This is a genomic window from Gemmatimonadota bacterium, assembly GCA_016713785.1.
Taxonomy (GTDB): domain Bacteria; phylum Gemmatimonadota; class Gemmatimonadetes; order Gemmatimonadales; family GWC2-71-9; genus JADJOM01.
This window is the reverse complement of record JADJOM010000001.1, coordinates 1-18,708: the sequence shown is the minus strand read 5'-3', so window position 1 is coordinate 18,708 and position 18,708 is coordinate 1. Positions and strand designations below refer to the sequence as shown.

General features: G+C 68.2%; 12 protein-coding genes and 3 pseudogenes. 10 read left to right on the top strand and 5 right to left on the bottom strand.

Annotated elements, in window-relative coordinates; genetic code table 11:
* The first annotated feature begins 1 nt into the window (after position 1).
* From IPJ95_00075 to IPJ95_00065, 3 genes are all read left to right on the top strand, one after another.
* Positions 2-478: a hypothetical protein gene (locus tag IPJ95_00075; GenBank protein MBK7922033.1), complete on the top strand. Its 477-nt coding sequence runs from the start codon at positions 2-4 to the stop codon at positions 476-478.
* A 1,043-nt stretch (positions 479-1,521) separates the two neighbouring features.
* Positions 1,522-1,767 carry a hypothetical protein gene (locus IPJ95_00070; GenBank protein ID MBK7922032.1) on the top strand — a complete coding sequence of 82 codons (246 nt, stop codon included), beginning with the start codon at positions 1,522-1,524 and terminating at the stop codon, positions 1,765-1,767.
* Positions 1,768-1,907: 140 nt separating this feature from the next.
* The gene (locus IPJ95_00065) at positions 1,908-3,128 is read left to right on the top strand and encodes an RHS repeat-associated core domain-containing protein (protein ID MBK7922031.1); all 1,221 of its coding nucleotides are present in this window, start codon (positions 1,908-1,910) and stop codon (positions 3,126-3,128) included.
* A gap of 519 nt (positions 3,129-3,647) precedes the next feature.
* Here the strand turns inward: IPJ95_00065 and IPJ95_00060 are convergent.
* Positions 3,648-4,772: pseudogene (locus tag IPJ95_00060) on the bottom strand (IS3 family transposase).
* Positions 4,773-4,808: 36 nt separating this feature from the next.
* Here IPJ95_00060 and IPJ95_00055 point away from each other — a divergent pair.
* Together IPJ95_00055 and IPJ95_00050 are read left to right on the top strand one after the other, a co-directional pair.
* Entirely contained in the window at positions 4,809-5,819 is a 1,011-nt protein-coding gene (locus tag IPJ95_00055) for an RHS repeat-associated core domain-containing protein (protein MBK7922030.1), read from the top strand.
* A gap of 3 nt (positions 5,820-5,822) precedes the next feature.
* Positions 5,823-6,311, top strand: a complete 489-nt coding sequence (locus IPJ95_00050) for a hypothetical protein (GenBank protein ID MBK7922029.1) — start codon at positions 5,823-5,825, stop codon at positions 6,309-6,311.
* Between the two features lie 486 nt (positions 6,312-6,797).
* On the opposite strand, the gene IPJ95_00045 is transcribed toward IPJ95_00050, so the two are convergent.
* On the bottom strand, positions 6,798-7,250 hold the full coding sequence (locus IPJ95_00045; protein MBK7922028.1) for an IS110 family transposase: 453 nt from the start codon (positions 7,248-7,250) through the stop codon (positions 6,798-6,800).
* A gap of 289 nt (positions 7,251-7,539) precedes the next feature.
* Positions 7,540-8,064 (bottom strand): annotated as a pseudogene (locus tag IPJ95_00040) (transposase).
* 650 nt (positions 8,065-8,714) lie between these two features.
* Here IPJ95_00040 and IPJ95_00035 point away from each other — a divergent pair.
* The 5 genes from IPJ95_00035 (at position 8,715) to IPJ95_00015 (ending at position 16,007) form a co-directional block, all read left to right on the top strand.
* Positions 8,715-9,029, top strand: a complete 315-nt coding sequence (locus IPJ95_00035) for a DUF4288 domain-containing protein (GenBank protein MBK7922027.1) — start codon at positions 8,715-8,717, stop codon at positions 9,027-9,029.
* A gap of 1,064 nt (positions 9,030-10,093) precedes the next feature.
* Positions 10,094-10,783 carry a hypothetical protein gene (locus IPJ95_00030; GenBank protein ID MBK7922026.1) on the top strand — a complete coding sequence of 230 codons (690 nt, stop codon included), beginning with the start codon at positions 10,094-10,096 and terminating at the stop codon, positions 10,781-10,783.
* Positions 10,784-11,544: 761 nt separating this feature from the next.
* On the top strand, positions 11,545-12,849 hold the full coding sequence (locus IPJ95_00025; GenBank protein MBK7922025.1) for a hypothetical protein: 1,305 nt from the start codon (positions 11,545-11,547) through the stop codon (positions 12,847-12,849).
* Between the two features lie 261 nt (positions 12,850-13,110).
* Positions 13,111-14,568: an RHS repeat-associated core domain-containing protein gene (locus IPJ95_00020; GenBank protein ID MBK7922024.1), complete on the top strand. Its 1,458-nt coding sequence runs from the start codon at positions 13,111-13,113 to the stop codon at positions 14,566-14,568.
* A gap of 1,055 nt (positions 14,569-15,623) precedes the next feature.
* The gene (locus IPJ95_00015) at positions 15,624-16,007 is read left to right on the top strand and encodes a hypothetical protein (protein ID MBK7922023.1); all 384 of its coding nucleotides are present in this window, start codon (positions 15,624-15,626) and stop codon (positions 16,005-16,007) included.
* A 207-nt stretch (positions 16,008-16,214) separates the two neighbouring features.
* On the opposite strand, the gene IPJ95_00010 is transcribed toward IPJ95_00015, so the two are convergent.
* Together IPJ95_00010 and IPJ95_00005 are read right to left on the bottom strand one after the other, a co-directional pair.
* Positions 16,215-16,631 carry a hypothetical protein gene (locus IPJ95_00010; GenBank protein ID MBK7922022.1) on the bottom strand — a complete coding sequence of 139 codons (417 nt, stop codon included), beginning with the start codon at positions 16,629-16,631 and terminating at the stop codon, positions 16,215-16,217.
* 990 nt (positions 16,632-17,621) lie between these two features.
* Positions 17,622-18,708 (bottom strand): annotated as a pseudogene (locus IPJ95_00005) (aconitate hydratase).

The window sequence follows — 18,708 nt, the reverse complement described above, 5'->3', positions numbered from 1 at the left end:
AATGCAGCTCCCAGTTGAGGTAGCCGCCGCGCGGCTGGCATTGCTGATTCTCCACTCGTCGGCGGGGGACGGGCGGTCCTTTCCGGATTCGATCCGATGGGGGTATCCATCGATCACGATCAGCACCGACGAGGCGATCAGCAGGCTCGTCGGGTTGTCGAAGCCTGTACTCTGTTCCGGCTGGGCAGGGGCGGACCTGCTTGAGATCGTATGCCGTGTCTTGCCACCCGATGGCCTGTCCGCGCAACGTGAGGTCGCCGACATCACACTGGACGGGATTGGACCTTGGCTGACGGCGTTCGCTGGTGGCGGCGAGCGGATGTTGCTTTCAACGGCCGTTCTCCGCGAGGTGGCCGCATGTTACGTCTTCGAGGGGGTGTCGTGGGGGATCACGGTTCGTGCTCAAGTCTCAAAGGACAACGTTGGCGCGGACCTCACGATTGGCAGCGCAGGCTCCCTGCAACGCCTTCCGCCATAGGAAGCCGGCAGGGCCGGCAGGTGTAGTGTGGAGCTTCGAGCGCCAGGAATCGGGGGTATCCATGGAGTGTCAGCCAATAGGAAGGTGGCCCGGCGTCCCAACAGGGTGAACGGCAGCGGGATGTGTCGCCACGATGACCGGCGGCCGTGGCCTCGGGGCTGCGAGCCGTTCGACGCTGGCGTCCGGCCGTCCCCTCGCCTGGGCGGCGCCTCGGGTGCTCGGATACCCGTCGTGAATGTGGAGCGTGCCCGCCAGCGCACGTGGACACAGTGGGCGTGAACGGAGGCGCGGTGACAAGGCAGATGGCACGCGGTGTGATGGTATCCTGCCTTGCGGCGGTGTTGCTGGGCGTCGCCGGCCTGGCCGTGAGTGCCGTGCCCGGCGCAATGCGCAATGCAGTGTCTGAGCCCGAGGACGTTGCATTGCTCCTTGCAGGCGGTGTTGTGGCTCTCGGTGCGGGGGTGAGTTGCTTGTTGCTCGGGATCGCGCTGTGGGATCATCGGGGTGATGCCCGGAGGATACGCCGGGCCAGCACCACGACCATGGCGTGTGCCATTGTCCTGATGATCGCCGCCGGGCTGAGTGCCATGGCCGGCGGCGGAGCGGCCGTGGACGCTCTTGTCCTCGCCGCCCTGGCCATGGTGTTGGGCGACTGCGCATGGTATGCGAGGCGGCTAGGGCAGGAAGCCCCGGCGCCCCCCATGGGGTCGTGATGCGTCGCCGACTTCCCTCCGTGGGGGGTGTGATACGGCGGTTGCGATGTCGGCCGATGCAACGGATGGCGTCCAATGTGCCTGAGTATGGTCAGCTGCAAATCATCGTCCCATGAAGGCGGCGGAACGCGAGGTCCGGCACTCACGCACACCGCGGACGCGCGAGCCATGCGGCTGGTAGGACTCCTGCTCTGCGTGTCGAGCATGTGCGGCCCGCGGCCCACAGCCGCCCAGGCCCCCGCGCGCGGCTACCTCGTCATCGGGCGTCCTGCCGGTGTATCGATTCCCTATGCTCCGGGTGATACATTGTGGCAGGTTGCCCTGGAGCGAGTGCCCGCGCAGGTCCGGGCGGCCCACGACGGCCTGCGCTTGCCCGGAGTCGATGACGCCTGCACCACGGTCTTCACGGACACGCGCCACTTCCTGTTCCTGCTTCACAGCAGTTGCAGCGCCGAGTCGCCTTCAGAGGACAATGAGGCCGGAGTGGTGTTCCGCGCCGATGGTCGTCAGGTCGGTCCCGTCCACGCCCTCCTTCCGCTGCACTTCTATGCCGATCTTCACCTGATCCAGCCGTAGATGGGCGGTCAGAGGGGTCCGCCGGGCCACACAGTGGCTCGGTCCGGCAACCATCCACGGGGCTGCCAGCAGCCGCCCCGTGGTGATGGTGGCGCCGAGACTGGCCGGCCCGCCCCGCTTCCGCCAACCAGCTCCGGAGCGTGCGCTACCGCGGGCACGGCTGGGGGGCGGACAGCCTGGTGGCCCGGTACGGGTACGACGTGCTGGGCCGGCGGATTGCGCGGCGGGTGTACTGGTCGCCGCTGCCGGGGGCGGAGGCGCGGGAGACGCGCTACCTCTACCAGGGCGGGCAGGTGGTGGCGGAGACCGACGCGGCGGGGGCGTTCAAGTGGAAGTACACCTGGGGCCCCGGGACCGACAACCTGGTGGGGCTGCAGGACTCGACCGGCACGCAGTTCTACGTGGTGCAGGACCAGCTGGGCAGCGTGCGGGGCCTGGTGCGGCGGGACGGCACCTGGATCATGAGCCAGCGGTTCACGCCGGCGGGGCAGCTCCTGGCGCGGGATTCGGTCGGCGGGCACCAGTGGCCGAAGGGCTTGCACGTCGGGTGGACGGGGCGGGAGACGGACCCCGAGACGGGGCTCAGCTTCCATCGGGCGCGGTACTACAGCCCGGAGCTTCGGCGGTGGACGCAGGAGGACCCGATCGGGTACGGCGGCGGGGGCAACCTGTACGCCTACGTGGGCGGGGCGGTGCTCGAGGGGCGGGATCCGAGTGGGTTGTTTGCGGAGGTGGGGGATCTCGGGCTCGGGTTCGCGGAGCAGGAGACCTTCAGCGGCGGGGGCGAGTTGTCGATGTGCCTGGTGTTCTGCACCGACGCAAGGGATCGGGATGAGCAGAAGTGGGAGGAGTGGTTTGATGAGCAGGCCGAGCAGGTGTGGGAACGGAACCGGCAGGCGCAGCAGGGAAGAGGTCCGAATCTGAATACCGGCGACCAGAATCTCGACAATGCGAAGCTTCGAGCGATGATCGACGACAACCTCGAGAATGCACCAGACGTGTACTGGAACGGTCAGGCAGGTTACCGGGCGGAGGTTGGCGGCTGGTGTACGAAAAGGGAATGCACCCGCATTGTCGGAACCAAGGATGGCGTTGACATCGGCCCCCCGCCTACGGGCGCACTATTCGCCTATCACTCACATCCCAACGTTGGGCTGGCTTCCGGACCGGGCGGCGCACGCTATTCAGCTGCGCCGAGCGCCTGCGACCGGAGCACTGGAAATGGGGACATGTGCGCATACTACATCAGGGGGCGCACACAGAACACGTATGTCTTTTCGGACAACCAGATTGCCCGCGTGACCCGGCAATTCGGGTTCCGCCCGCGCGGAGGTGATGTCTTCCAGCGCTGGCATCCGTAGGCCGCTCGGACCTGGGCGAGGAGGAGTGTACATGAAGTGGCGTTCCCTGGGCTTGTGTGCAACCGCGCTCGCCGTCATCGGAGCCTGTGCGGCGAACAGGCCCGACCTCGCAGTGGGTAGGCCAGCACCCGGCAATGAAGCGCTCCGCGCAGCGCTGCAGGTTGTGCTGTTGCAGGAACAGGACCCCCACGAGTCCATAACCATTCTCAGAGTGGCGCATTCTTCCTTGCTGGAGGGAGCTGGAGTCGAAGTATGGGATGACCTTTCTGTGTGGGCTAGCCAGTTGGCACTGGTGGCTTCGGACTCCGCCTTTGAGGCACCGCTAGAAGGGGAGTTGCAAATGGTCGTCTCGCGTTCGACTGGCTGTGCTCGCCAGAGTGAAGAGTGCTTCTCGGTGAGAGCGATGCGGATCGGTCACGGTGTGTCGTACTTGGTCGGGGTGGGGAGGGACGGCAAGGATGCGCACGTGGAGCGTCGGGCACCGTAGTGAACCTGACCCTTCCCCCGTTTCAGGGCCGCTCAGGATCGGAGGATCAGGGTTGAGGAGTGCCCCTCCTCGGGGGTGAAGCGTGCGGCGTACTCCGCTGGGGTGCTGTTCCCCAGGCTGCTGTGCGGCCGCTCGGTGTTGTACTCCTGGCGCCACTGCTCGATGCGGTGTCGGGCTTCGGCCAGCGTGGCGAAGTGGTACTGGCTGAGGCACTCGTCTCGCAGCTTGCCGTTGAAGCTCTCGATGAAACAGTTCTCCACGGGGTGGCCGGGGCGAATGAAGTCGAGGTGGATGCCCTGGCGACTGGCCCAGTGATCCAGGGCCTGACTCACGAACTCCGGCCCGTTGTCGCACACGATGGCCAGCGGCCGGCGGCGCAGCACCAGGAGCATGTCCAACGCCTCGACCACGCGCCACGCCGGCAACGACCGATCGACGAGGAGCAGCGGACACTCGCGGGTGGCGTCATCCACCAGCGTCCACACTCCGGAACGGGCGGCCCTCGGCCGTCGTGTCGCGCACGAAGTCCATGCTCCAGCGCTGGTCCGGGCGGGTCGGCATCGGCGTCGGCACCCGCGACACGGCCACTCGCTTCCGCCGGGGGCGCTGGCCCACGAGCAGCCGCTCCTCCCGCACCAGCCGCTCGATCCGCTTGTGATTCACCTCCCACCCCTCCCGCTGCAGCCGCCAGGTGAACCGCGGACTGCCCCAGCGCGGCTTGGCCAGCGCCAGCTCGCCCAGCCGCTGGCGCAGCGCCGTCTGGGGCGCCGCCCGCGACCGGTACTGCAGCAGCGAGCGGTGGATGCCGAGGTAGCGGCAGGCGCGCCGCAGCGGGAGCGCCCGCCGCGCACGGGTCTCGGTGACGACTGCCCGCCGCTGAGCCGGCGTCACCACTCTTTTCCCCAAGGCGTCCTTCAGGACCTGGATATTCAGCGCCTGGTCCGCCACCATGCGCTTGAGCCGGCGGTTCTCGTCCTCCAAGGCCTTCAGCCGCTGCAGCTCGGCCTTGGTCATCCCACTGTACTGCCGTTTCCAGCGGTAGAAGGTGTCGAGCGCGATCCCGTGTCGCCGGATCACTTCCTTGGCGGTGACGCCCCCTGGTGCTCCAACAGGATGGCGACGATCTGCTCATCCGTGTACTTCCGTTTCCCCTTCATGGGTCCACCTGGCCCAAGGCCGGTCAGGACCCTCCGATGCTAGCTGGCCCGGTTTCCGGGGGAAAGGTCAACGATGGAAGCCTGGACTGCGCGTATGATCCGGAGGGCCGCCTCTACCTGCCGTGCGAGCATGGGGCCTGGGCCATGGCGATGGACCATGGCAACGTGATCCGGGTCGGCCCGATGTGGCGGTTCGCGCATGGTCCCGGAGTGGACGACCCCTTGATCGGCCGCATTGCCTACGCCAACGGGACGGTGCGTGAGGTGTTCTTCGTCACCGATGGGCAGGGGCGCCAGCTGTCGCTCGGGGAGCCGAACGGGACCTTCGCGAATGCACCCTGGGCCGACAGCTTCGATGACTACAAGCAGTACCGTTGGGCCGGGGCGGCCACCAAGGCCTTCAGCTTTGCGGCCGAACGGCAGAGCAATGCGAATCAGCCGGAGATTTCCCTGTTCAGGAACCGGGCCTACGACTCACGGTCGGGCCGCTGGCTGCAGGAAGACCCCATCGGGATTGCGGGGGGGATCAATCTGTATCAGTTTAACGGGAACAACCCCGTAGCCTATACCGATCCGTTCGGATTGTGTCCCAAGCAAGACCTGCTCTGCCAGGTCTTCGTTTCAGGTGCCCAAGCCCTAGGCGGCGCAGCCGGGTTCTTCGGAGGGCTTGCCGAGGGCGGTCTGGAGGGCCTCGCCTGCGGGCCTGCTGCACCTGCCTGCTCACCCGCCTTGGCGCTAACGAACGCTGTCGCCGGCGCCATCGCAATTGGGACGGCGGCTGGTAAGGCCGCCGATGCAATCATGAGCGGTACCGAGCCGCTTCAGATGGCGAGGGCAGGCCGTGGCGGCGGCAACTCAGCTGAAAACCGGGCATCAAATCAGATCAAGAAGGAGTATAGGTTTACACCCGAAGGCGAGAACGCTTTCCACACAGAAATCGGCCGCCTCAAGAAATTCTACGATGTCAAGTCACTCACCGAGGAGCAGTTGCGTGAGGCGGCCGACATCGTCCGGCAGAATGCCAAGTACATCAGGCCACCGGAGTAAGAAATGCTGAACACCCGCGAGGCACTCTCCGCAGCCCTTCAGGGGCTAGTTGGCCAGCCGTGCACCGCCGTCAGCAACCCAATTGGTTCGACAATCGTGATCGACATTGGTGACATGAGGCACGTCGATGACGCGTCGGCTGGGCACCTACAGGGATGGCGGAGGATAACGATTGGTAGTCCCTGGCGCCTCCAGACAGTTCACAGGGTAATCTGCGATTGGAACAGTGACAGCTCGCCGGACGGTGAGCTGATCGCCTCGCTGGCTGCTCTCGTAGGCGTACGGCTCGATGCTATTAGCATATCTGGGCCAGCATGGGACATGGTCACTCACTGGTCAAATGGCTATCAGCTTGTTGTTTTCAGCGACTCGGATGACTTGCGTGAGTACTCGTGGTTCATTCTCGGCGCCGATGGCCTAGAGATCACGGTGAGCCCCAAGGCCGCCGGCGACGACACCTGGCGCATCAAACAGCCAGGAGGCCGCTCCTGACCAGCCGCGGACGAGCACGAGGCCCCCTGCAGGAACCCGGGTGACGGCGCACCCGGCGCGATCGCGTGTCACGTGGGACGCGGCGCGCGAGGCGCCCGTCATTCGGATTGTCGGATCCGCGCCGGGTAGCTGCCCGGGCAGAGTGGAAAGTGAGCCCGCCCGCGATCAGGTGTTTCTCCGGAGGCCGCGCCGCAGCACGCCTCGGCCTCACAACACGGATCCGCGCCGGGCCCGAGGCACACGATGAAGCCGAGTACGTCGATTGTCAAAGAGCGCCTGCCAGCTGACGGGCCCCGCGTAGCTCGATCCTAGCCCAACTCGGAGGCGTGGCCCGCTGACGCGGGCGACCCTCGACACCCCATTATCGGAGACTCGAGCGGACCCTCGGCCAGGGGAGCCGTGTAAAATGGGAGGCCAGCCCAATGGGCTGCCTCAAGCGAACAAGGGCTCCTTCGTCCCGGCCGGCCAGCCGTCCAGCATAGCGACTCAGGCCGAGACTGCTTGCCGCGCCGGCCGCTCACGCCACACCGGCGGCTCGGCCGTGAAGACCCGCCGGTCGCGCGCCACGCTGTAGAGGAGCCGAAGCCCCGAGCGCATCACCGCCACCACGGCCTTCATCTTCTGGCCGCCATTGCGCTGGCACAGCGCCTCGTACTCGGCCCGGAACAGGCCGTCCTTGGTGATACTCCGGACCGCGAACATGTACGCCGCTTGGCGGAGCAGCGGCCGGCCCCGCTTGGAGATCCGCTTGGTGCCGCGGAGTATCCCGCTGGAGCGCTCGATCAAGGAGAGCCCGGCCACCCGGAGGATCTGGCCGCTCGACTCGTAGGCCCGGGGATCGCCGATCGAGCCGAGGAAGACGGCCGCGGTAACCGGGGCGACCTTGGGGATGCTCAGGAGGTAGGGCGTCTCGGGCACCCCTTGCAGGGCGTCGACCATCGCCGTCTCCAGGCTCTTGATCTGAGTCTCGAAGAGCGCCAGCCGCTCGAGGACCAGGCCGATCTCCCTGACGCAGCCGACCCTGCGCTCCGGGCAACCCCAAGGTGGCCTTCGCAGCGACGATCAGCCGCTCGTAGGTTTCGGCGCCCAGATGGCCGCGACTGGCCGAGTGCAGCACCCGGAGTACCTTGGCTTTCGGGGCCTTGAGGAGATCCTCCGGTGTCGGGAACGCCCGGAGGATGGCGAAGGGCGTCTTCTTCGTGAGCAGCGGAAAGATCGCCTCGAACTCCGGGAACACGACCTGCAAGAGGCTCCGCAGCTGGGTCATCGCCCCGCGGCGGAGCAGCGACAGCCGCTCCCGCGCCGCCACCAGGTAGCGGAGATCGGCGTAGGCCGGGGCCAGGAAGGGGAAGCGGACGAAATGCCCCTGCGCGAGGAGATCGGTGATGGTGCCGGCGTCCTTGGCGTCAGTCTTCAAGGGCTGGTTATGGGCGACGTCCTTCCAGCGCTTGGTGTGGGCGGGCAGCACGCTCACCACGGGAACGCCGAGCTGGGCCAGGAAGTGGGCGAAGGTGAAGCCGTAATTGCCGGCGAACTCGATCCCGACGAGGATCGTGGAAGGCGTGGCACTGGGGGCTTGCTGGCTGAGGAACGCCACCGCCGCCTCAAACCCCTGGCGGGTGGTGGGAAAGCTGAACGGCTTGCAGTCTGCCTGGCCCTTGGGCCGGACGACCAAGGTGTGAGAGAACTTGCCGGCATCGACGCCGACCACGGCGGCGGCCGTCTGGGCGCTCGCGCCGGGGAAGGAGATCATGGGAGCACTCCGGGTTAGGGGTGCTCGAGGGCCGGGGCCGGCGGGCTAGGAGCTGGTGGTCACCCTCCACCCCCATCGGGCAATAGGGGTGTCACGTACACGGATCCTTTCGGGTTGTGTCCAAAGGATGGGGTCGAAGCCGTCCTCTGCAACGCAATCGAGGCCACCTCCACCGCACTTGGGGCTGCTGTCGGGTGCGCGATTGGCTGTACAACGGGGCTCTGGTTACCGCCGGTTCCGGTGGCCTAGCCCCTACCCGCCGGGGCTGCAGTTACCACCGTAGCGATTGGAGGGGGAGCCACAATTGGTTTGGGCGTAGGCAAGCTCGTCACGAACGTGCTGTTTGCGGACGCAGCCGGCACGCCAGCCGGCGGTGCCGGCGAGCAACCCAAGTCCCCCACTGCCCAAGAGATCATTTCCAATCCAAGAAGGGCTCCATCAATCGCCGCTTCCCGGGTGAAATGCTGGGAAAGACGATGGAGGAGATCGAACGGCTCGCGAAGGCCGGTGACCGTGCAGCGCGGACGGCAAAGAAGCTGCTAACTGACAGTAGATTTGATAAGTAGCGCGTAGACAGTGCCCTTACTTGCCCGCTTCCATCTGGGGAGTGGACGGGGCGGAGTTCATGAGCCACTGCCCGGTGAGAGTTCATGACGGCTAGGTTGAAATGGTATTCCGCGACGTTAACATTCGCGAGCCGCGTTGGCGGTATCAGGAGCCTGCGCCCGTTGTGCGAGGAGCGAGTGGTGCTCATTCGAGCGCCGACTGAGTCACGAGCACGTGTTCTTGCGGCACAGTACGGACACGCCGAGGCGCATTCCTACGCGAACGCACGTGGCGAGCAAGTTGAATGGCTGTTTGCAAAGATTGATCGCCTGGAGCAGCTGGAACCGCCGCCGGCGCAGGGCTGCTGGGAAGTTGCAAGTCGTTTCAACCGACGGCGCCAACGTGACCTCCGCGAGTGAGGCCCCCCCGGCGAGATCACGTGGGACGCGGCGCCGGGGCGCCCGTCGCGTGGGTTGTCGGATATGCGCAGGTAGCCGCCGGGGAAGAGTGGGAAGTGGGCCCGTCCGCGATCAGGGGTTCTCCGGAGGCCTCGCCCAGGCGTGCCTCGGCTCACAACACGGACCCGCGGGGGGCTGGGGTGCACGATGCACCGGGGTACCACAATTGCCGAAGAGCGCCTGCCGGCTGACACGGGCACCGCGTAGCTCGTGACCTTTCCCCCCGATAACAGCGCCAGCAGGAATCGGTAGACCCCAGCCAGGGCCGGTGCTGCTCGGGGTGCACCGGGCCACATTGTACCGCCGCCTCAAGCGCCTGGGCATCCAGCCCCCGGTGAGCCCCGCGGGTGGTGCAGGACAGAACTAGTCGCACGGTGTCGCACCGTTTGTCGCACGGCGGGCCGCTGTCGCTGCGACAAGCTGGCGGCGCGCGAGCCAAGTGGCGCCACGCAAACAACTTGGGGCCAGGCGCCGATGGCACGCCCCATGACATAGCAAGGAGGCATCCCCACTCCGGAGCCTCCCGGTGCATCATCCCGCGAACGTCGCGTTCTCCCGTTGGACCCTCGCGGCCGCCCTGGTCCTCGTTGGCGCCAGCGCCGCCCCCCTCCGCGCCCAGATCGAGGCCCCGCTCAGCGGGTGTGCCGGCCTCGACATCACCACCACCCCGACGGGCGTGGTCCGGGCACAGAACACGGGCCCGCACAACCAGACGTTCACGGTCTCCAACTGCGGCAGCACCCCCATCACCGGCATCACCCTGACCTGCGAGCAACTCACCCCGGTCAGTTGCGGTTCGGTGACGCCGAGCAGTCGCAGCACCCTGGCCGGCGGGGCGTCGTTCACGGTGACGCTCGCCTACTCCGTCGGCAGCCCCGGGATCGGGCAGGCGTACCTGCGCGCCAGCTGGGGGGAGGACGACACCGCCATCGGCATCCTCGGTGTTACCGTGCACGGCCCACCGCTCATCACCCTCAGCCCGGCGAGCACCGGGCCCCTCGGGCCGCGCCGTGGTGCGCAACCGCATGCCGATCGTCCGCGCGCAGATCGCGGCCCAGTACGCCGCGCTGGACACCACGAAGACCGTGCTGGCCTGGCGCACCGACACGGTCACCCGGTGGCGGTCGGATTCCCTCACGGTCGCGCGCTGGAATCGCGGGCTGATCGAATGGGCCGTCGACTCGGTCCGGGGCCTCAACGTGCTCAACGGCGACTCCGCCCTGGTGACGGTGACGGCCTGCTCGGTGTACTCCCTGTGCACCACCCTGACGCGCTGGGCCGTGCTCCCCCACGACAGCATGCCCGTGGTGGGCCTCACCGGGGTGCCGGTGGGTGCCCTCGGCAGCGCGTTCACCGCCCCCTTCGGCCCGGGGCTTTCGGTGGCGGGTGCCGAGGTGGAAACCGGCGTCGCCACCGTGCCCTACTTCTCGATGAACGCTCCGCGCAGCCTGGGCCTCGTCTATTCGACCCGGCAGTCCGCCCCGCGGGTGCTGGTCCCCGTGGACGTGGAGCCACGGCTGCCGCCGGGCACCAGCCTGGATGTGGTCGTCCTGCGGCTCCTCGACGGCCTGACCAGGCTCGATACCCTCCGGATCGCCGCACCGTCCTGTGTCACGGGCGCGGTGCCCCGCTGTCGCGGCGTGCTCGCGGGGACTTCACCTCCAGCAGTTTCCCGGTCCCCACGCGCAAGTGGCTGCGGGTGGAAGTGGCGGTGACGGCCAGCGACAGTACCCGGACCGTGAGCGACTCGGTGGAGGTCGTGCTGGTGGACCGCCGGAGCTCCATGTACGGCAACGGGTGGTGGCCATCGGTGGCGACGAAAGTCGTGGCGGCGGGGACGACCGCCTGCTGGTCGCGCCGTCCGGTGCGGCGACGGTCTATCGCGGGTTCGGGGACAGCCTGTATGTCCCGCCGCCGGGCAGCTTCACCTTCCTGACCAGGACCGCCACGGGCTGGGTGCTCCGCGCCCGGGGGGACAGCGCGGTCGTCCGGTTCGACAGCTACGGGCGCCTGGCCGCGGCCGTGGACCAGAACGGCAATCGCGATTCCCCTGGTGTACAAGGGGGCCACCGACACGCTCTGGAAGGTCCGCGATCCGGTCGGGTCGGAGATCGTCCTCACCTACACCGGGAACGCGCTGTCTTCCATCACCACCTCGGGCGGGCGGGTGGCCACGGTGACGGTGAGCGGCGGCCTGCTGACGGCCTTCACCCCGCCTCCGGGAATGGCGGCGGGTACACGTCCACCTTCGCCTACCAGTCGGTGGCCGCCGGCACCCTCCTCCAGCGGGTGATCGGGGTGCTGGGCGACACCACGGCCGTCACCTATGACCCCGCCCTCCGGTACCGCCCCACCCTCGCCACCCTGCCCAAGGTCCGCAACGAGGTCGGGGACAGCCTATCCCCGACCCTTGGCTACACCGCGGTCGAGACCCGGGGCCTCGGGGGCTGGTCTCCTGGACAGCGCCGGGGCCTTTGTGGAGCTGCGGGATCCACGCAACCACTGGACCCGTGCCTGGCCGAATCGCTGGGGCCAGGCCCGGCTGAGCTGGGACGCGCTCGGCGTGCTGGCCCGGAGCACCTTCAACGGGGATGGCTTCCTGCGCTGGAGCGAGGGCAAGACCGCGGATTCGAGCCGGTCGTACGTGGCCTACGACCACCTCTGGCGCGTCACCGGGCGCTACCTGGTGCGGCCGGCCGGCGAAGGCGGGGTGCTCCGGCTCGACAGCCTGCTGTACGATGCCAATCACCGGGTCGTGCAGCGCATCGATGCCCGGGGCCAGGTCTGGAAGACCGACTTCGACACCAGGGGCAACGCCATCCGGAGCATCCGGCCCAACACCCCGGGCCCCGATACCACCCAGGTCTGGTACCGGTCCGACGGCATGGTGGACTCCACCCGCGCCCCCGGCGATGCGGCGGCGACGCTCTACAAGTACAGTGGCCCGCTCAAGATCCTCTCCCAGACCATCACGCCGAGCCGGGACACGGTGGCGCGCAACCTCATGTGGGACGCCTTCGGCCGACCCTACCAGGTGGAGCGCAAGGTGCCGGTGGCCCTGGGCAAGGTGCAGTGGCGCCGGACCCAGACCTTCTTCAGTGCCTCCTCCAACCTGGTCGATTCGATCCGGACCATCCGGAGCTTCACCTGCGATACGCCCTGCGCGACGCCCACCTGGCCAGTCCCACTCGATAGCGACTCGGTACTGGTCGAGCGCGTTCGTGTGCGCTATGATCGCGCGGGCCGTGACTCGGTGCGCATCAGCGAGCGGGGCATCAAGACAGTCACGATCCGGGATCGCCTGGGGCGCGTGGTCAGGGCCTACCCGTATGAGTACCCATCGCAAGGGGTAGACTCGTTCGCGTATGACATCGCCGGCAACCTCCGGAAGACCTGGACCCGGCGCGGCCACCTGATCACCGCCGACTACGACAGTCGTAACCGCGACACCCTGACGGTCATCCCGACCGTCGGCACGGTCCGGAAGGCCTACGCGGGCCCGCTCGGCCAGCTCACGCGCATCTGGGTCACCGGGCTGGTGGATTCCGTCGGGGGGGCCCGCCCCGACCTCAGCCTGGTGTATGACCAGCGGGGCCGGCTCAAGGCGGACACCGTGTGGAGCGGGGGTGGCTCGCGTCACCACCTATGCCCCCGACCGGTACGAGCGGGACAGCCTCATGACCGATGCCCTGGGCAGCTGGCGCACGCGATACGAAGCGGTCCGTGGGCTCGTGGATGCCTTGATGACGCCGCTGGGAGACACGTTGCTGCTGAGCTTTGACCACCAGGGCCGGTTGGTGGCCGACTCCATCCGGAGTGCGGGCCTCCGGGTCACCAACGCGCTCAGCTATACCAGCGACGGCACCCCGAAGCGCTGGTCGACGGCGATGCAGGTCCCTCGACCTGGGGGGCCGGTGCGGATGACCAGGGGGCGCAGAACGACGCGCTCCCGGCCCTGCAGCCGGTCTGGAACCAGATCCGTGGGCTCGGGGGCGCCGCGGATACTCTGCGGGCCGAGCTCCTCTACGACGCCCGGGAGCGGTTGAGCACCTGGGACGGCATCGGCAGCCTGTCGGGCGGCGTGACGGAGAGTTACACTATCGACCGGGCCGGCAACCTCGGCACCGTTGGCGGCGGCGAGGTCTTCCACGGCACCACCAACCGCATGTTGCGCCGCGCCAATGGGGCGAGCCGCGCCTGGAACTACAGCTACGACGCCGCGGGCAACCTCATCCAGGCCGTGGATTCGGGGACGGTCAGCGTCACCTACACCTATGCCTACGACGCCCTCAACCGTCTGGTGCGGGTGGCCCAGGGCGCCACGCTGATCGCGCGGTACGCCTACGACGTGCTCGGGCGGCGCATCGCCAAGCGGGTCTACTCCGCCGCCACCGGCGGCACGGTGGGCTTCACCCGGTTCGTGTATCACGGCGGGCAGGTGGCCTTCGAGACCGACTCGGCCGGCAGCACCATCGGCACCCGGTATGTCTGGGGGCCGGGGACGGACAACCTGGTGGCGTTCCGGGCCACCGCGGCCGCGACCGATCACTACTATGTGGCGACGGACAAGCTGGGCAGCGTCCACCAGATCATCAAGCGGGACGGCACCTGGGTCAGGACCTATGGCTACACGCCCTACGGGAGCGTCGCCGCCTCCGCGGGGTCCGGGGTGACGCTGCGCTACCGCTGGACCGGCCGGGAGTGGGATGCGGAGACGGGCTGGTACTTCCACCGGGCGCGGTACTACGACCCGGGCCAGCGGCGCTTCGTGCAGGAGGATCCGGCCGGGGCGGCGGGGGGTGAGAATTTGTATGCGTATGTGGGGGGACAGGCGCTGGTCCTGCGAGACCCCTCGGGGCAGTGGGCGGAGGGGGGGCCGCCCCAGCCGTTTCAGGATCCGTGCCCGGGCTTCGACACCTGCTATGAGCACGGAATCGAGATCGATGGGGTCTTCGTCAAAGGCTGGGATCTCGGCATGGTCGCGCGCTTCAACTTCAAGACCAATAGTGAACGAGCAGGAAACGGTTGTCCGGCGTGGTTGAACGAGGCATCCGTGGAGGGCGCCATAAATGATGTATGGGACGCCTCGATGAGTTCTCAGCCAGATGACCTTGGAAGAGTGCCAGAGTTCGGCGTCGCACTCTCAGGCTCCGCTGGGGGACTTGTAGCCGGTGGCCTGATCGAAGGAAGTCATGACCCGAATGATGCGTTCGGTGTCAGTGCGTCATTGACTGCCGGTCAGCACTTTGCGCTGGTGCATTCGCATCCCAATGCCGGCAAGCCCTGGCCCGAACTAGGGAGCGGGATGACCTTCGGCGACAAGCTCAGCGGAACGTTCGGTGATATCGGAAGGGGCGGTGACTGGGCGATCGCAACCCAGGGGTTTTGGGTGGTCGCGGTCGGGAAGAGCAGCAACTCGCGGCGGCTGGGGCTACGTGTGGGCTCCCCGGAGGGAAAATCGTCGATGTGCTCTGTCGCGAAGCGTGTTTCTGCGCCATGAATGCCGCCTCGAGCACCTACGCGGTGCGCCCCGCGCAACCAACCATCAGGCTCGGTGCTTTGATGGCGTGCATGTTGCTGGCCTGTTCGCGCGCTGCAAGCCGCGGTGGGGCCCAAGTCGACTCCTCCACGCCAGCGCCTGAGGAATTGGCTGTTGCGGAAACCGCCCGCCAGATTCGCTCCTCTCTGCTCAAGCTGGATCTGGCCGGGGGTGGCCGTCTCACGATGAGCCCTGTTGCGGGCCGCTACTCGCCTGGGGACTCGCGCCGCGAGCGGGTCCCTAGGAGCCACGCCGAGGGGCTTGTGCAGCAGCTGGTCGAGCGGGGGATCGTGCGCGGCACCTGCATGGAAAGGTATCTCTGGAGTTGTGCGGACACTGGAGCCCGCTACTTTCTCTGGATCGCAAGTCCCAGTTGGCTCGCTCCAGACACCCTTGGAGTGCAGGCGAAAGTCACCGAAATGCCTTGGCCTTGGCGGACTGCCGATGCTCCCGGTGGGCTCTTGCGCCGTGAGTATCTGCTGCGGTTCGTCTACGCTGAGGCCGAGGTGCACCTGACGCTGCTTGAGGAAAGGCCGATTACAGAATAGAGTTGCGTTGACGCAGTCCCACCGGCATCCACGAAGAGAACGGAGGGGGGCGGGGCAGCAGCGCTGTGGCGGACCTCCCCAAAGTAGGACTATCAGGGCCGGCGGCTCCGGGGCAAGGAGACGGTACCCGCCGTGAACGGGATCCGCCGACCTGCGGGTGCCCCCGGCGCCGCGTGCCAAAGCCGACGACTGGCGCGCGGCAGAGGGGGCACAGGGGAGGCCCCGACCCCTCAAAGAGCACCAATCGCCCTCTCCCTCGCCCCCAGGTCGCGGCTCCGCCGCTCCCGAAAGGGGCTCGGTCGCGCCCAATCGCCCAATCGCCTGATCGCCCAATCGCCTGATCGCCCAATCGCCTGATCGCCCAATCGCCCACGCGCATTTCCCCGCTCCCCTTCGCAACCGATTGCGCCCTGGCCGCCGCCGAGCGTATGGTACACTGGGCACCGTCCCGAACCTGGCGAGGTGCCCATGCCCGTGACCGCGCGGCTGTCGAAACGCTTCTACGACACCTTCGGCGACGAGATCGCCAACGATCTCGTGGAATGGTTCAACCAGGTGGATGCTACCTACCGGCAGGAACTGCGGGAGCAGAACGACTTCAACTGGGGCCGCGTCGAGGCGCGCATCGGCCAGGCGGAGTCCCGGATGGAGTCCCGCCTGGTCGAGATGGAGACCCGGCTCCGGTCCGAGTTCCAACAAGGCCTCACGACCCTCGAGGCCCGCACCCACCAGGAACTCACCGGCCTGCGGGCCGACATGGACGTCAGCCACGAACGCCTGCGGTCCGACCTGCTCAAGTGGATGTTCCTCTTCTGGTGCGGCACCGCCCTGACGGTGCTCGGCCTCAGGTAGGCGGCTCGGCGGCTCGCCGGCTCGGACGCTCGCTGGCTCGGCGCTGCGGCGCCTCCCCCCGGGGTGCTCCCGCCGCCGCGTGCCAAAGCCGACGACTGGCACGCGCCAGAGGGGGCAGCCGGGGGAGGCCCGAATCCCTCGAAGACCACCCATCGCCGAATCGCCGAATCGCCGAGTCGCCTAACCGCCGAACCGCCCCCGGATCGACTACTCTCCCAATTCCGCCAGATCGGCCAGGTCCTTGGGCCGCCCGGCGGCACGCTTGTTCTGGATCAGGCAATCCCGGCCGAGGACGGGGACCGCGAGCCCCCCGACCGTCGCGGTCAGACGGCTGGACCAGCCCTGCTCGAAGCTGACTCCTGAGATGCTCGTCAGGAAATCGATGCGCGCGGGGGGAACCCCGATCTGGTAGACCACGTCGGGGGTGACCAGGTCCCCGACCGTGAGATGGTCCAGTGGAGCACCGAAGCGTTGCAGGGCGGCATAGACGCGCCGGGCATTGTCAGGGGTCGGGCGCACCCAGAGGTCCAGGTCACCCGTGGCGCGGGGACGTCCGTGCGCCGCCAGGGCGTGGGCCCCGACCACCAGGTAGTCAGCGCCCGCCGCGTGTAACTCGGCCAACATCTCGACGAAGTCGGGTTCATCGGCGAGCTCGGTGAGAAGGCCCACGCCTGCAGGGTGAGCGGCCAGACCATGGCCATGCGGGCGGACGGGGTGAGGGGCGTCGAGGGCGGAGTAATCCTCGGGATCCTGCAGGCGCCGTCGGCGGACCGGGTAGTGGCGGCGATCGACCATGGGGAGGAATCTAATCGCCCGGGAGCCAGGCCGCGCCGCCATCTCCCCGAAAATCCCGCGCGGCAAACGTCCCGCCGTACCGGCGTCCCGACCGAATGTCCCGGCCGTCGTTCCCCCGTCCCGACGTCCCGGAAACCCCGCGCGACCCCCGTTCCGCCGTACCGACGTCCCGGCAGCATCTCCCGACCGTCGTCCCGGCGTACCGGACTCCCGAAAATCCCGCGCGAGTCCCGTTCCGCCGTACCGACGTCCCGGCAGCATCTCCCGGCCCTCGTCCCGCCGTACCGGCGCTCCGGCAGGTTCTCCCGGCCGTCGTCCCGCCGTACCGGCGTTCCGGAATCCCGCGCAACGCTCAGGACGATCGCCGGACCCGCGGGAAAATTTCTGAAAGCGGAAAGCGCCAGCCGCCCCCCGCGCCGCCCGGCGACGGCCCCCGCGCGCGGGGGACCGAGGAAGCGGCCCCGGCGAATAGGAAGGCGAGGCGAGTCCACCAGCGGCTTTCATCCCGTCCTGAGAGGGATCCCTTCACGTGCTCGCGGCTAAAGCCGCGGCTCGGCTGCAGGCGCTGAAGCGCCTTCGCGCGGGCGGGTCCAGCCACGGGGCCGGAGGGTGAGGATGTTCTCGCTTTAGCGATGGATGCCGAGCCGCGGCTTTAGCCGCGGATCGCGGGGTCGCGGGGCGGGGCGCACTGCCCCCGTTTCCCGCTTCCCGTTTCCCGTTTCCCTCTTCCCGCTTCCCTCTTCCCTCTTCCCGCTTCCCGCTTCCCGCTTCCCGCTTCCCGCTTCCCGCTTCCCGCTTCCCCCCCGGCCAACGCCCGGCCTACTTGTCCTGCCCCGCAAACATCCGCAGCACCCGCTGCAGGATCCCGCCGTGCCGGTAGTAGTCCAGCTCCACCTGGCTGTTGAGCCGCACGATCGCCGGGAACGTCGTGACCGTGCCGTCGGCCGCGATCGCGGTGACCTTCACCCGGCCTCCGGGCGCCAGTCCCTGCGCGATCCCGGAGACGCTGAACGTCTCGCGCCCCGTGAGCCCCAGGCTCTGCCGGGTGGTCCCCGCCTCGTACTGCAGCGGCAGCACCCCCATCCCCACCAGGTTGCTGCGGTGGATCCGCTCGTAGCTCTCCGCGATCACCGCCTTGACCCCCTGCAGCGCCGGGCCCTTGGCGGCCCAGTCGCGGCTGGAGCCGGTGCCGTACTCCTTTGCCCGTCAGGATCACCAGCGGCGTCCCCTCCGCCTGGTACCGCATCGCGGCGTCGAAGATCGAGAGCACCTCGCCGCTCGGCACGTGGAGCGTCCAGTTGCCTTCCTTGTCCGGCGTCAGCGTTTCTTGATCCGCACGTTGCCGAAGGTGCCGCGCATCATCACCTCGTGATGCCCGCGGCGGGCGCCGAAGGTGTTCCAGTCCACCTGCGCCACCCCGTGCTCCAGCAGGTAGCGCGCCGCCGGCCCGTGCTTCGGGATGGAGCCGGCGGGGGAGATGTGGTCGGTGGTCACCGAGTCGCCCAGCGCCGCCAGGACCCGCGCCCCCTGGATGTCCTGGAGCGGGCCCGGGACGGCCGGGAGGTTCTGGAAGAAGGGCGGCTCCGCCACGTAGGTGCTCCCGGGGTCCCAGGCGTAGCGGCTGCCCGTCGGCACCGGCAGCGCCTGCCACACCCCGTCGCCGTCGAAGACGCTGGCGTAGCGCTCCCGGAACATCTCCGGCTTGAGCGCCGCCGCCACGGTGTCGGCGATCTCCTGCGGCGAGGGCCAGATCTCCTTCAGGTAGACCGGCTTCCCGTCCGACCCGGTGCCGATCGGCTCGGTGGCCAGGTCGATGTCCACCCGGCCCGCGATCGCGAACGCCACCACCAGCACCGGGCTCGCCAGGTAGTTGGCCCGGACGCTCGGGTGTACCCGCGCCTCAAAG